Genomic DNA, 14,334 nt, shown 5'->3' on the forward strand with positions numbered 1-14,334 from the left:
GCGCTCATGGCGGATAGGCGCACCGGAATCCGAGATCGGGCGAACGGGTGGATACGGGGACGAGCCGCCGATTCCAGGTGCGTAGCGCCGAGGCCGCCTCGTCGGCCCACGATCCGCCGTGAGTTCCCGACATCCCGTCGTCGGATCGATCGGGCGCCGCCCACTCGGCGACATTGCCGGCCAGGTCGAACACGCGCCCGCCCGCGTGCACGGCGGCGCCGTCAGGGCGCGAGCCCGCGAGCTCAGCGCCCGTCGCGCCCCATCCGCACGGCCCCGCGCGCAGGCCGAAGGCGACGCGACGGCAGACCGCGCCGGTGTCCCCCCACGGGTACCGCCGGCTCGACGGGCCCGCCGCGGCGAAGGCCAGCTGGTTGCGCGAGGGGAGCGATCCGCCCGCGAAGGCGCAATACCGGGCGGACTCTTCCAGCGTGACGCCCGTCACCGGGACGCCGGGCTCGCCGCGCAGCGGCAGCGCCGCGCAGGCGCCGGCCGCGACGCAGGCCGCGTAGCGCTGCTCGGTGACCTCGAACGCGTCGAGCGAGAACGCCTGGACGAACACCTCGCGCGCCTCGACGACGCCCTGCGCCTCCCAGTCGCTCGGCCCGAGCCGCAGCGTCCCGGCGGCGACGCGCACGGTCGCGCCCGGCGCGACGCAGCCGGCGGGGGTCGCCGAGAGGCCCGCGCCGCATCGGCTCGGCGCGCCCGCGCAGCGGCCGGCGTCGTCGAGGCGCTGGCCTTCGCCGCAACATCGCGGGCCGAGCGCGACCATCCCCGGCGCGCAGCGCGCCGGCGGCCCGGCCCGGTGGCGAGCGAGCGCCGTGATGCCGACGATCAGGAGGGCCGCGCCCGCGGACAGGCCGGCCTTCCAGCCGAGCCTCCGTCCGGCGCTCGGCGTTGCCCCCACCTCAGGGCGGCGGCGATGCGGCAGCGTCCGCCTTCCGCCGCACGCCGGACGGCTCCCGCGCGCCGGCGGTCTTCCCGCGCGCCGGCGTGGCCTCGATCATGCTCACGATGCGCGCGAGCGCGTCGAGGAGCGCCGTCCGGACCCGGTCGTACGTCTTCGGGCCGACGTCGCCCCGCTTCCGCGCGCGCTCGAGCTCGACGAACTCGTCGAGCAGCGCGTCGCGCGCCTCGAGCAGCTCTCGCCGCTCCTCCTCGTCGGGCCCGCGATCGTCCTCGCGCCGGCGGACGAAGTTCAGCGCGGCCCCGCCGATCACGGCCGCGCCGGCGAGGACGAGCGCGACCCAGCGGCCCACGCCGGGCGTCGGCAGCCCGCCCAGCGTGATCTCGATGGTCCTCAGCCCGCCCTCCGCGCGGTTGCCCGCCTTCTCGGTGATCAGGATCTTCTTGCCGTCCCGGTTCTGGGTGCGCTGCGCCGCCGGGAAGCCGGCGACGTTCAGCGTCATGGACTTCGACGCCTCGGCCATCACCCGCAGCTGGGCCATGCGCGGCGGCAGCTCGATGCGGATCGTCTGGCGCTCGTCCTGGCTGAGCGGGACCTGCCAGCGGAACTGCCCTTCGTGGCGGCCGGGGCTCACGGTGCCGCGCAGCGCGACGCCGGTGCCCTTCACCTCCTCGAAGCGCATCTCGTCCATGCCCTCGCTCTTGTTGAACGCCTTGTAGTCCGGCGGGAGGGCGAACGTCTCGTTGGGGAGCCAGGCGACGCGTCCGAGGTTGTAGACCTGGAACAGCTGCTCGACCGAGATGGAGTCCTGCCGGAGCTGGAGGTAGATGATGCCCTGCGACCCGACCAGCAGGCCGTTCACGTCCGGCGTGGCCTCGTAGACGTGGAGCACGGCGCGCTTTCCGGCCTCGGCGCTGAGCCCGAAATGCGGGAGCGAGAACGTCCCGCCGTTGCGCGTGACCGAGATGCCGTAGCTCGTGCCGCCGCCAATCGTGAGGTTCTCGAGCCGGACGGTGCCCGCGTCGTCGGTCTCCCGCGTCACGCGCTCGCGCGATTCGCCCTTCGTCACCGAGCTCTGCAGGATGTCGACGTCGACGGCGACGCGAGGGATGGGCTGCCCGTTCGCGTCCTGCACGGTGAGCGCGATGGCGCCGGGCGGAAGGCCGGCATCTTCCTGGACGGTGTCGTCGGGCGCCTCGAACAGGCCGGTCAGCTCCTCGGCGGCGCGCCGGGATGCCGCGCCTCCCGCGGGCGGCTTGCCCACGGGAGGGTGGCCGGAAGGCAGCTCCTGCCCGACCTCGGGATGACCCGGCGGGAGGGCGCCAGCGGCGTCGGGCGCGCCCGCGTCCGCCGCAGCCGTCGAGGCCGCAGCGGGGCTCGCGCTGCCGGCAGCGGCGGCGGCGGCCGGCGGCTTCGCCGCGCTCGGCGCCGTCGTCTTCGCGTCCTGCTTCGGCGCCGCGGCCTGCGCGGGAGCCGCCTTGGGGGCCGCCGGCTGCGCCTGCGCCGCCGGCTGCGCCGGGGTCGCGGCGGCCGCCGCGGGCTGCGCCGGGGCCGCGGGCTGCGCCTGCGCCGCCGGGGCCGCGGTCATGCTCAGCGAGGCGATCGCGGCCAGCGCGGTGTACCTGGACCAGCGCATCACGACGCCCTCCTGCTGTCGCTCTCGTCGACGCCGGCCGCGGCCTCCTCCGCCGCAGCCTGCTCGGCCAGAGGCGCGCCGGGCGCGCACTTCGTCCCGCACTTCTTGCAAAACACCGCGTCCTCGTCGTTCAGCGTGCCGCAGGCCGCGCACGCGAGCGCCGGCGCCGCCGCGCCCTCCGCCGTCGCCTCGGCCTCGTCGCGCTCGCCCACCGCCGGCTCCGGAGCGCGCTCCTGCTCCGGCGGCTTGGCCCTGGCGCGCCTCCGCTTCGCCGGCCTCGCCTCCGAGGCGGCGCCGGCGCCCGCAACCTCGCCCTCGGCGGCGCCCGCGGCCTCGCCCTCGGCGACCTCGCCCTGCTCCGGCGCCTCCACGCCGCCGTCGTCCTGGAGCCCGGCGCGCCGGAGGTGCCTCGCCACGAGCGCGGCGACCTGCTCGCGCCGCGGCTGCGCGTCGGCGTCCAGCACGCGGAGCAGCCGCTTCGCCTCGGCGCGGTACTTCGCGACGAGATCGGCGTAGTCCTCGTCGCTGATCTTGCCGACGCTCCGCTCGAACTCCAGGTCCTTGAGCGCGCGCAGGACGGCCTGCTTCTGCTCCTCCTCGGCGCGCGGCGCGCCGATCGCGTACGCGTCGGCGCCGCTCAGCGGGGTCTCCCCGAGCAGCACCCGGAGGCTCGCCCAGAAGATGGCGATCACCGCGACGAGCGCGCCGCCCGCGAGCACGAGGATCGCCGCGGGCGGCCCCGCGACGAGCCCCGCGACGCCGGCGCCCGCGAGCGCCGCGAGCGGCACCCCGAAGCGAGCGTAGTGCACGATCTGCCGCTCGAGCGGCGAGCCAGAGCCCCGGCTCGCGGCCTCGTGGGCCGTGGCCGAGGCGGCGCTTTTGGCGGAGGTTTCGGCGCTCATTCGCGGTCTTCGCGGTCGAGGTTCTTCAGCTCCTCGTCGAGCTTGTCGTCGTAATCGTCGCGCCCGCCGGGGACAACGCCCTTCGGGGAGCGCTCGACGGCGGCGCGCGCCTCGTCGCTGCGCCGCTTCCATCGGCGCAGCGTGACGATGACGACGCCGGCGCCGGCCATGATGGCGGCGAGCGGGAAGAGGTAGAGCAGCCGCTGGCTGCCCTTGTTCGGCGGCACGGCCAGCGCCTCCGCGCCGAAGCGCTCGGCGTAGGCGGCCTGGATGGCCTCGATCGACAGCCCCGACGCGAGCGCCTCGCGGAGCTGGTCGCGGCGCTCGTGCGCGGTGCCGCAGGTGCACGTCCCGAGGGTCTCGCGCGGGCAGCCGCACGTGCAGATCAGGCTCCAGAAGAGCTTGCGCTCGGTCTCGTTCTGGATGCCGACGGTGCCCGAGCGCTGCATCCCCTCCCCGAGCTGCTGGCCGTGGGCGAACTCCGGCGAGCGCAGCAGGACGACGAGGGCGATGAGGCCCGCGGCGAGGAGGGTGATCCCGTGGATGAGGTGTCGTGTGCGGCTCATTCGAAGGCTGGCTGCCTCGGCTCGGCAGGGGTCGGGAGCATTGCACCGATCGCGGGCGCCCGCCCGGGATCAACCGACGCGCCGGACGCGGGGGCGCCGGCCTCGCCGTCCGCGCCCCCCGGCGCGCTCAGGATCGGCGGCCCGAGCCGCTCCTGGATGGGGTGCCCGTAGGCCTGCGACGGGCCGCCGGCGAGCAGGAAGGCGAACACGACCGACGCCGTGACCGACCCCGCCGCCCGGACATAGCCGAACGCGCCGGCCTCCTCGAGGGCGATGTCGGGCCACATCGCGATGAGCGCCCCGAGGACGAGGATCCCCGCGCCGAACCACATGAACGAGATCAGGTTGTTCACGTGCAGCTGGAAGGAGGCGACCTTCGTCTGCGGGTTCGCCATCCCGATGATCACGTAGAGGTCGTTCTTGAGCGTGATGTGGCGGGCGACCTCGGTCGACGGCGCCTCCGGGGTGGCCTTGTAGATGTACTTCGCCGGGCTGATCCGGCCGACCGGCGCGCCGTGGCGCTCGACGTCGAGGTCGGCGAAGACCATCCGCTTCTCGCTGTCGACCTCCATGCGCGGGCCGGCGTAGACGAGGCGGTACTCCTCGATCTGCACGGCCTCGCCCGGGCGGAGGCTGATCTCCTTGTCGACGCCCCACGCGCGGCCGGCGAACCCGATGAACATCACCGCGATGCCGACGTGCACGATGTAGCCGCCGTAGCGGCGCCGCGACCTGGCGACCAGGTTGTAGAAGGAAGCGAAGAGCGACTCGCCCCCGCGCTTCTGCCGCGCCGCGATGCCGCGGGCGAACTCCTGGATGACGACGGCGATGTTGAACGCGGCGATCGCGACCGTGAAGAACGGGTAGGTCGACGCGAGCTTCGCGAGCGCGTCGCCGAGCTGGCCGGGGTAGATCGGGTCGACGGCGACGAACGGGGCGAAGCCGACCTTCTTGCCGAGCGCGAGGTGGAGCGCCGCGGTGACGGCCGTGGCCAGCACCGGCCAGCGGAAGCTCCTCCGGAACAGCTCCGGCGACGTCTTCCGCCACCCGAGCAGCGGCGCGACGCCCATCAGGAAGAAGACCACGAGCGCGACCGGCGGGAGCCACATGTTGTAGAACGTGGGCCCCAGCGTCGACTTCTGATCGAGCAGCCACTCGCTGATGCGCGGCCACACGGTCGCGACCGCGATGAAGATCATGATGCTGAAGAGGCCCCAGTTGTTGAAGAGGAACGCGGCCTCGCGCGACAGGAGCGACTCGAACTGACCGTCGCTGCGCAGCCGCGGCAGGCGGTAGACGATGAGCGCGGTGCACGTCGCCAGGATCACGGCCATGAAGCCGACGAACCAGATGCCGATGCCGGACTGGGCAAAGGAATGCACGCTCGCGATGAGGCCCGACCGCGTGAGCCAGGTGCCGAAGATGGTCAGGAAGAACGTCCCGCAGATGAGCGAGACGTTCCACACCTTCAGCATGCCGCGGCGCTCCTGGATCATCGTCGAGTGCACGTAGGCGCTCGCCGTGAGCCACGGGAGGAACGCGGCGTTCTCGACCGGATCCCACGCCCACGGGCCGCCCCAGCCGAGCTCCTCGTACGCCCAGAGCATCCCGAGCACGTTGCCGATCGAGAGGAACAGCCAGGAGAAGAGCATCCACTTCCGCGTCGCCACGATCCACTCGCTGTCGAGCCGGCCCGTGGCGAGCGCGGCGATCGCGAAGGCGAACGGGACCGCCGCGCTCGTGAAGCCGACGTAGAGGCTCGGCGGGTGGATGATCATGTAGAAGTTGCGCAGCTGGTAGTTCAGCCCGTTGCCGTCGATCGGGGCGCCCGCGACGCTCGTGCGGAACGGGTTCACCGCGAAGATCATCAGCGCCGCGAAGAAGATGAGGACGCTCATCAGGGTGGCGATGACGTACGGCTGGAGCTCCAGGTACCGGCGCCGCAGCCAGTAGACGCAGCCGCCGGAGAACACCGCGGTCAGGAACATCCACCAGAGCAGCGAGCCGTCCTGCCCGCCCCAGAGCGCCGCGATGAGGTACGGCGTGGTCATCGACCGGTCGCTGTACTGGGCGACGTAGGCGATGCGGAAATCGTGGCTGACGAAGGCGTACGCCAGCACCAGCACGCCGAGCCCGACCAGCGCGATGGTGCCGTACGCGCCGAGCCGCGCCGCCTGGAGCAGCCGCGGCCGCCCGCGCGCCGACGCGAGCGCCACCGCGAAGGTGTACGCCGCGGTGACCAGAATGGCGTAGAGGACGCCGGTCCCGAACTCAGGAAGAGATTGCCACATCGTCGTGGCCGCAAGCTTAGGCTTGCCCGGCGCGCGGGGCCAGCGCACCGCGCCCGCCGATTCGGCCATCGCTGCCGCGGAACCACGCCGCGGCGCGCGCGGCGCTCGCGACCGCCTGCCCCGTCCTCGGCCCGGCGCTTTTTCTGGCGGGGCTGCACCCTGCCCCGCCGACCCCGGTCCGCGCTCGTCGACGCCGACCCCCGCGCGCTCGCCGCCGACGCCCACGCGCACGCCGCCGGCCCGCGCTCGTCCCTCCCGGCGTGACCCCGATGTGACGGAGCATGCATTACGGCGTCACCGCCGTCGTCGCTCGCGCCTTCGCCTGCGCCGTGCGTCATGTCGAGCGCTCCGGAAGAGCTTCGTTTCAGCCTCGGCGTTGAGAACGGCGCACTATACTCCGAGCATGGCGATCGCTGCCGACGCTGGCCGCCCGACCGATCTCATCTACGACTGGAACGAGGTGGGCCGCGTCGGGCGGGTCATCCCGAAGGAGATCGGCTTCTTCGACGAGACCCTGCGCGACGGCCTGCAGAACCCCTCCGTCGCCGACCCGAACATCGAGAGCAAGCTCAAGCTGCTCCACCTCATGGCCAAGGTCGGCATCCACGTCGCCGATATCGGCCTGCCCGGCAGCTCGCAGCGGGCCTTCGAGGACGTGCTCCGGATGTGCAAGGAGGTGGCGGACAACCGCCTGCCGCTCCGCGTCGCCTGCGCAGGCCGCACGGTCGTCTCGGACATCACGCCGATGATCGAGATCTCCCAGCGCGCGGGGATCCCGGTCGAGATCTACGCCTTCATCGGCTCGAGCCCGATCCGCCAGCTCGCGGAGGCGTGGGACGTCGACCTCATCGCCCAGCGCAGCGCCGCCGCGATCGACGCGGGCGTGAAGGCCGGGCTGCCGGTCGCCTACGTCACGGAAGACACGACGCGCTCGCGCCCCGAGGTGCTGGCGACGCTCTTCAAGGTCGCCATCGACCACGGCGCGTCCCGGCTGTGCCTGTGCGACACCGTGGGGCACGCGACGCCCGATGGGGTGCGCAACCTCATCAACTTCACGCGCGCCATCGTCGCGGGGGCCGGGGCGTCGGTCGGCATCGACTGGCACGGCCACAACGACCGCGGGCTCGCGCTCGAGAACGCGATCTGGGCGCTCCAGTTCGGCGCGGACCGGGTGCACGGCACCGCCCTCGGCATCGGCGAGCGCGTCGGCAACGCCGCCATGGAGCTCATCCTGCTCAACATGAAGCTCCTCGGTCTCCTCGAGCACCAGGACCTCACCCACCTCCTCGAGTACTGCACGACGGCCGCGCAGGCGGTCGGCTGGGAGGTCCCCATCAATTATCCCCTGGTCGGACGCGACGCCTTCCGCACGGCCACCGGCGTGCACGCGGCCGCCATCATCAAGGCCGAGGCGAAGGGCGACGCCTGGATGGCCGACCGGATCTACTCCGGCGTCCCCGCCGGCATGTTCGGCCGCAAGCAGGAGATCTGCGTGGGCTACATGTCCGGCGCCTCCAACGTGAACTACTGGCTCAGGCAGCGGAAGATCGAGCCCTCGAAGGAGCTCGTCGACGCCATCCTCGCCAAGGCCAAGGCCACCGACCACATCCTCGGCGAGGAGGAGATCCTGGCCGTCATCGAGCAGCACCACGGCCATCAGGCCTGACCCCGCGGCGCCGGCCGGGGCCCTTTCCCGCCGGCCGGGCCAGACCCCACCGGCCGGGAACGGCCCCCGGGCGTTCGGCGTTTCGGCGGATCCGGAGTAGAGATCCACGCCGTGGCCGAGCAGGACAAGCAACCCGCAGCGGAAGCCGACCGGCCCGAGCGCCGGTCGCGGCTCGATACCGTCCTGGCCGCGATCGCCGCGCTGGTCTGCTTCCTCGCCGCGACCACGCTGCGCGATCTGGGCCCGCGGTTCCTGCCGCAGGCGCCGATCCCCGCGCCGCCGGTGCCCGCCTGGGTCGAAGGGCGCGCGGCCGATCTCACCGCCACCGTGCGCGACGAGCAGGGGCGCCCGCTCCCGGACGCGACGGTGCGCGTCTTCGCGCTGCGCGAGGACCGCGCCTACTTCGCCGGCGAGCAGAGGACCGATCCGGCCGGCGAGGCGCGCTTCGCCGGCCTGCCTTCCGGGGAGACGTGGGTCCTCGCGTACGGCGCGGAGCGGGCCCGCGCCTCGGCGCGCCTCGCCCTCGAGCCGGGCCCCCGCGCCGTCGACCTCGTGCTGCGGCCCGCGAAGGTGCTGGACGTGCAGGTCGTCGACGAGGCCGAGCGCCCGATCGACGGCGCCGAGGTCACGGTCGCGACCGCCGATCCCCTCCCCTTCGTGGCGACGACCGCCGAGGGGGGGCGCGCGCGGTTCGAGCGGCTCGGCGCGGCGCCCTACGTCGTCCGCGCGTCGGCGCTCGGCTTCGAGGACACCGTGCGGACGGGCGTCGTGCCGGGGCCGGTGCCGCTCCGGCTCCGGATGGATCGGCTCGGCGCGCTCACGGTCCGCGTGGTGGACGCGGCGGGGCAGCCCGTCGACGGCGCGACCGTGCTCGCCGCTGGCACCGGCCTGTGGCCGGCGCGCAGCACGACCACCGACGCGACCGGCGCCGCGCGGATCGCCGGGCTCCGCGACGGGGTGTACGACCTCAAGGCGCGGCGCGGGGCGGCCGTGAGCGCGACCGCGCTCGCCGTGCCCGTGAAGCGCGGCGAGGGCAAGGAGGTGAAGCTCGTCCTCGGGCCCGGCCGCCACGTGCGGGTCCTCGTGACCGACGGCGACGGCGAGGCCGCGCCGGCCGTGAAGGGCGCGAACGTCGTGCTCGTCGAGCAGGGGCTGTCGGCGTTCCCGCTGCACGGGCGCACGGGCGACGACGGGTCCGTGACGCTCGGGCCGATCGCGCCGGGCTACGCGAGCGCCTCGGCCCTGGCGGCCGGCTTCGTGCCAAGGAACGCGGTGCAGGTCGAGGCCGACGCCTCCGAGGTCCGCATCCCGCTGCTCCGCGGCGGCGCGCTCGTGGGCGAGGTCGTCGACGATCGCGGCTACCCGGTCCCGGGCGCGACCATCGAGATCATCGGGGCCGACGCCGAGGGGATGCCCATCGACGAGACCACCGCGATGTCCGAGTTCAGGGACGAGCACTTCGAGCGCGCCCTGCCCGGCCCGGCGCCGCTGATCCCGGCGGGAGAGCTCGGGGTGATGCCCGGCCCCATCCCGGACCTGCCGCGCGGCGACGCGATCCTCCCGGTCGCCGCGGCGCCGTCGGGCGACCCGTGGGTCACGCGCGCCGACGGCACCTTCCGGGCCGAGCCCGTCACCCCGGGGCGCGTCCACGCGATCGTCCGGCACCCGGAGTACGTGGAGACGCCCAGCGAGGTCGTGACGCTCCCGCCGGGCGGCGAGGCCCACGTGCGCGTGGTGATGCGCCAGGGCGGCCTGCTCGAGGGCCGCGTCCTCGAGGAGGACCGCAGGCCGGTCGCCGGCGCGCGCGTCGAGCTGGCCGCGACCGCGGGCTCGCTCGAGCGGGTGACGTACTCCGCCGACGACGGCACGTTCGCGTTCGCCGCGGTCCCCGACGAGGTGCTCGTCTCGGTGTCCCGACCCGAGTCGCCCGGGGACGTCGTGGCGCGCCTCGTCGTCGCGGTCCCGGAGCGCGATCGCAAGGAGATCGAGGTCGTCCTCCCGAAGGTGCGCGAGGCCGTGGCCATCCGCGTCACCGACGATCGCGGCTACCCGCTCGACCGCGCCGAGGTGCGCGTCCTCTCGCTCGACGTCGCCGTCCCGCTCCGGAAGACGCTCTTCACGGACGACGGCGGCGACGCGCTGCTGCCCGACGCCGCCGGCCTCCCGCTCCGGATCAGCCTCGTGCGCTCCGGCAGGGCCCCGCGCGTCGAGCAGGTCGACGCCGCGCCGAAGGAGCTGCGGCTCGAGATGCGCGCCGCGCTCAAGGCCACCGGCACCGTGACCGGGCGCGGCGGGCGCGAGCGGCTCGAGGGCGCGCGGATCACCCTGTTCTCTCCGACCGGGCCGCGCCGCGCCACGAGCGACGCGGAGGGCGCCTTCACGCTCGGGGACCTCGCGCCGGGGCAGTTCCGCGTGACGGTGACCCGCGACGGGTTCGCGCCGGCCACGCTGCGGGTCACCCTCGCCGGCGACCCGGATCGCCCGGCGGACCTCGGGCGCATCGACCTGTTCGAGGCCGGAGAGGTCGCCGGCCAGGTCGTCGATCCGCGCGGGGATCCGGTCGCCGGGGTCCGCGTCGCGCGCGACCGCGTGCCGACGTACCTGCCGCTCGGCCCGCTGCCGCCGGGCGTCGTGCTCACCGACCGCGACGGGCGGTTCCAGCTCGGCGGCCTGCCCGAGGGCACGGCGGTGCTCGAGGCGTACAGCGCGGATCTCGGGCGCGCCGAGTCGCAGCCGGTGCAGGTGCGGGCCGGCAGGACGACCGAGCGGGTCCGGATCGCGCTGCCGGGCGACGGCGCGCGGCAGGACCCGAAGGGCGCCGGGAGCCTGGCGGTGACGCTCGGCGAGGAGCGCCGGACCGTGACCGTGGTGTCGGTGCCCCCGGCGAGCGAGGCGGAGGAGGCCGGCATCGAGCCCGGCGATCGGCTCCTGTCCGTGAACGGCGTCGAGGTGCGCTCCATTGAGGAGGCGCGGCGGCGGCTGACCGGGCCGCTGTCGGAGGACGTCGTGGTGCTGCTCGCGCGCGACGGCGAGCGCGGCGAGGCGCGGTGGCTCACGCGGGTGCGGCGGGAGCGGGTGCGGCGCTAGGCGGCCGGGAGCGCGGCGAGGCGGCGGGCGCTGCCCGATCTCAGTTCTTCGCCTTGGCCAGCACGATCGCGCGGCCGTCGCCGATCTCCCAGCGCAGCGTCTGATCCGTGGCGAAGCGGAACTGCGCCTCGTCGAGCCCGCCCTCGGGGCGGAGGAACGCGACGGTCACCTGATCGCCCTCGGCCTTGGTCACCTTGAAGGTGCCGCTGCGCGGCGTCTCCGCGGGCAGGGTCACCGTCACCTTGGCGCCGTTGAACTCGAGCGCCGTCCCCTTGACCCACCCGGTCGCCTTCGTGAGCTGCTCCACGGGCGCGTTCTCGATGGACTCGCCGTACCAGCGCCCCTGAAGACGATCGCGAGGGGTCTTCGAGCAGCCCGACACGGCGGTCAGCGCCATCGCCAGGGCCAGAGCGGTCATGATGCGGTTCTGCATGGGCCTTCCTTCGGGGACTCGAGCGCCCCCGGTGTGGAAAATCCTACGAAGAATGGAACACAATGGTCAACAATGTGGGATGTTTCTGCACACTTACCGACTCGTGGGCCAGGCTTCGGGGGCGGACACCGCGGCTTCTGGGGCGGGTGAGTTCGCGCTATAGGGTTCCGCCCGAGGAGCGGCGCGGGGCGCGCTCCCTCACGGCGCGACGACCTTGAGCACGCTGTTCTACGAGAAGCGCCTCGTCCCCCTCGAGCGGACGCGGCTCCTGGACTCCATCGTCGAGCGGGCGGCCGACCGATCCGAGGGGCCGCCCGTGATCGTCTTCGATCTCGACGGCACCCTCATGGACAACCGGCCGCGGGTGGTCGCGATCCTCCACGAGCTCGCGGAGGAGTGGCGCCGCAAGCACCCGCACGTCGCCGCCCTCCTCGAGCGCGCGTCGCCCGAGGGCATCGTGTACGGGTTCCAGGACAACCTGCGCCGGCTCGGCGTCGACGACGAGTCGCTCCACCTGCACGCGTTCGAGTTCTGGAAGGCCCGCTTCTTCAACGATCCGCACATCCGGCACGACGTCGAGGTGCCCGGCGCGAGCCAGTACGCGCGCGAGTGCCATGCGGCGGGGGCGACGCTCGTGTACCTCACCGGGCGCGACCTCCCGAACATGGCGCTCGGCTCGTTCGCGAGCCTGCGCGACCTCGGCTTTCCCATCGGGGTCATCGGCACGGAGCTCGTCGTGAAGCCGCGGTTCGAGATGCCCGACACCGAGTTCAAGCGGAGCGTCGCCCCGCAGCTCTCGCGGCTCGGGCGCGTCATCGCGGCGTTCGACAACGAGGCGGCGAACTGCAACCTGCTCGTGGACTGCCACCCCCGCTGCACCGCGGTCTTCCTGGACACGCAGTGCGCGCCCGACCCGCCGCCGCTCGACCCGCGGGTGCAGGTGATCCACACCTTCGAGCGGGAGCCGTGATCCACGCGCGCATCGCCGCCATCGGCCTGCTGCTCGCCCCCGCCGGGTGCGAGCCGTCGCGCCAGCAGCCCGCCGACCTCGTGGAGGCCGGGGCGAGCCCGAACGCGAGGATCCTCCCCGCGCCGCTCGCGAACGAGGCGCCGGACCTGCTCGACGCGTCCACGGTCGAGGCCAGCGCGAAGCTCGTGTCCGACGACTACGGCCGGCTGATCATGTCCGAGGCGAGCCAGCAGTCGCCGCTGCCGCTTGCGCCGGCGACTCCCCTGCCCGACGACGCGCTCTCGGCCCGCGAGCTCTCCGGCGTCACGCTCGGGGCGGCCTTCCGCTGGCGCGACGTGCCGCAGCCCCCCAAGGCGCCCGAGGTGGCGGCCGCCGGCGTCCACGCGGCGCAGCGGCTCACCGACCTGTCGTGGAAGGTCGATCTCACGGAGACGGGCCGCATGCGGGTCCAGTTCACGTCGCGCGCGCTCCCGCTGCCGCCCGGCTCCGAGCTCCGCGCCCGCCACGACGTCTACGGGGAGATCCTGCTCTGGCCGGCCTCGGCCCAGTACCGGGTCGTGCCGCCGGGCGCGCTCCGCACGCTGCTCGGCGAGCGGCGCGTCGATGTCACGCCGCTGTCGGCCGGCTCGGCGCGCCCGGTCGGCGAGGGCAAGCGGCTCGAGGTCGACGTCCGCAAGGTCGAGGTGCACGCGAGCCTCGGCGCGCTGTACCTGGAGCTCGGCAGGATGCCGGAGGCCGGCGACGGGGGGCCCCTGCTTTGCCGGGCGCTCCTGGAGATCCTCGGCGTCGATCCGAAGTCGCCCGAATGCGTGGCCGGCGAGGTGCCGCTCTACGCGAGCTATGCCTGGCAGAGCGGCGGCGGCGGCGTCGCGTTCGAGGTCACGTCGGCGGTCCGGCGCACCGACCTGCTCTCGACCGACCTGCTCATGCCGCCCCCGAGCTCGGCGTACACCGCCGCGGGGCTCCCGTCGGCGCAGGGCGGCGTCTTCCTGACGCGCGACGAGCTCGCGGCCATCCGGACCGACCCGCTCCCGCTGCCCGCGAGCGTCGACCCGGGCGCGCCCGGCGAGGGCTTCGTCGCGGTCAACCAGACCGACGCGCTGTACTACCTGCTCGTCGACGGCATCCCCGCGGTCGCGGTGCCTCCGATGAGCGAGCGCTACGTCGCCGGCCCCCAGCGCGGGCGCTACGTCGTCCAGTGGCGCACGTTCCTCGGCGAGAGCATCGACCCGCCGCAGACGGTCGAGATGCCGGCGCGCCTCGTGCGCAGCGGCGCCGACGCGGGCGCGGCGGGCGGCGACTGAGCGGGAGCGGCGGGCGGCGGGCGGCGGCTGAGCGGGCGCGGCGGACGGCGCTAGCTGCCGGGCGTCGTCTCGGGGCTCGACAGGAGCCCGGCGATGTCGTCCGGGATCCGCGTCAGCGTGAGGTTCGAGCCGAGGCACGCGAGGAGGATGTCGCCGTCGCAGATCACGTCCTCGCCCCGGAGGATGCGGTAGCTGAAGCGCGCGGTCACCCGCTGGACCTCGCGGCAGGTCGTCTCGACCACGAGCTCGTCGCCGAAGCGCGCCGCCTTGCGGTACTTGATCCGCAGCTCCGCGACCGCGAGGTGGAGGTCGCGCCGCACCATCTCCTCGTAGGAGACCCCGCGGCGCTTCAGCCAGTCGATGCGGCCGGCCTCCAAGTAGACGACGTAGTTCGCGTGGTGGACGATGCCCATCAGATCCGTCTCGCAGAAGCGGACGGTCAGCGGGGTGCGCGAGGTGAGGTGCGGGGGCGCGTCGGGCGGAGGGAGGGGCTGCATCGCGAGCGGCGCGGAGACTAACCCACTTTCGACCCGGCGGGCGGGGCGGCCGCGCGACCTGGGATCCGCGCGTCCGGA

Annotated in this window: 11 protein-coding genes; 4 read left to right on the forward strand and 7 right to left on the reverse strand. The window is 74.1% G+C overall.

Annotation, left to right across the window (positions count from 1 at the left end):
- Positions 1-4 precede the first annotated feature (4 nt).
- The 5 genes from WME98_RS18465 to WME98_RS18485 are packed head-to-tail and all read right to left on the reverse strand — an operon-like array spanning position 5 to position 6,299.
- Positions 5-904, reverse strand: coding sequence for a formylglycine-generating enzyme family protein (locus tag WME98_RS18465; protein ID WP_437952478.1), 900 nt, complete (start codon positions 902-904; stop codon positions 5-7).
- Between the two features lies 1 nt (position 905).
- Positions 906-2,540, reverse strand: coding sequence for a carboxypeptidase-like regulatory domain-containing protein (locus WME98_RS18470; protein ID WP_437952479.1), 1,635 nt, complete (start codon positions 2,538-2,540; stop codon positions 906-908).
- Entirely contained in the window at positions 2,540-3,442 is a 903-nt protein-coding gene (locus tag WME98_RS18475) for a hypothetical protein (RefSeq protein WP_437952480.1), read from the reverse strand. The genes WME98_RS18470 and WME98_RS18475 overlap by 1 nt, the downstream gene beginning before the upstream one ends.
- Positions 3,439-4,008, reverse strand: coding sequence for a cytochrome c-type biogenesis protein (locus WME98_RS18480; RefSeq protein ID WP_437952481.1), 570 nt, complete (start codon positions 4,006-4,008; stop codon positions 3,439-3,441). The genes WME98_RS18475 and WME98_RS18480 overlap by 4 nt, the downstream gene beginning before the upstream one ends.
- Positions 4,005-6,299 carry a heme lyase CcmF/NrfE family subunit gene (locus WME98_RS18485; protein ID WP_437952482.1) on the reverse strand — a complete coding sequence of 765 codons (2,295 nt, stop codon included), beginning with the start codon at positions 6,297-6,299 and terminating at the stop codon, positions 4,005-4,007. Before WME98_RS18485 ends, WME98_RS18480 begins: the two co-directional genes overlap by 4 nt.
- Before the next feature lie 403 nt (positions 6,300-6,702).
- Here WME98_RS18485 and WME98_RS18490 point away from each other — a divergent pair, with 403 nt between their 5' ends.
- Entirely contained in the window at positions 6,703-7,965 is a 1,263-nt protein-coding gene (locus tag WME98_RS18490; RefSeq protein WP_437334427.1) for a LeuA family protein, read from the forward strand.
- 111 nt (positions 7,966-8,076) lie between these two features.
- Positions 8,077-11,052, forward strand: a complete 2,976-nt coding sequence (locus WME98_RS18495) for a carboxypeptidase regulatory-like domain-containing protein (RefSeq protein WP_437952483.1) — start codon at positions 8,077-8,079, stop codon at positions 11,050-11,052.
- A 40-nt stretch (positions 11,053-11,092) separates the two neighbouring features.
- Here the strand turns inward: WME98_RS18495 and WME98_RS18500 are convergent, their stop codons facing one another.
- On the reverse strand, positions 11,093-11,485 hold the full coding sequence (locus WME98_RS18500; protein ID WP_061623681.1) for a hypothetical protein: 393 nt from the start codon (positions 11,483-11,485) through the stop codon (positions 11,093-11,095).
- Between the two features lie 214 nt (positions 11,486-11,699).
- Here WME98_RS18500 and WME98_RS18505 point away from each other — a divergent pair, with 214 nt between their 5' ends.
- A complete protein-coding gene (locus tag WME98_RS18505; protein ID WP_437952484.1) occupies positions 11,700-12,455 on the forward strand; it encodes an HAD family hydrolase in 756 nt (251 codons plus the stop codon).
- Positions 12,452-13,759, forward strand: a complete 1,308-nt coding sequence (locus WME98_RS18510) for a hypothetical protein (protein WP_437952485.1) — start codon at positions 12,452-12,454, stop codon at positions 13,757-13,759. The genes WME98_RS18505 and WME98_RS18510 overlap by 4 nt, the downstream gene beginning before the upstream one ends.
- 50 nt (positions 13,760-13,809) lie before the next feature.
- On the opposite strand, the gene WME98_RS18515 is transcribed toward WME98_RS18510, so the two are convergent.
- Entirely contained in the window at positions 13,810-14,256 is a 447-nt protein-coding gene (locus WME98_RS18515) for an acyl-CoA thioesterase (RefSeq protein WP_061623678.1), read from the reverse strand.
- Between the last annotated feature and the right edge of the window lie 78 nt (positions 14,257-14,334).

Origin of the sequence: Sorangium sp. So ce296 (assembly GCF_051529605.1) — a bacterium.
Taxonomy (GTDB): Bacteria; Myxococcota_A; Polyangia; order Polyangiales; family Polyangiaceae; genus Sorangium; species Sorangium cellulosum_D.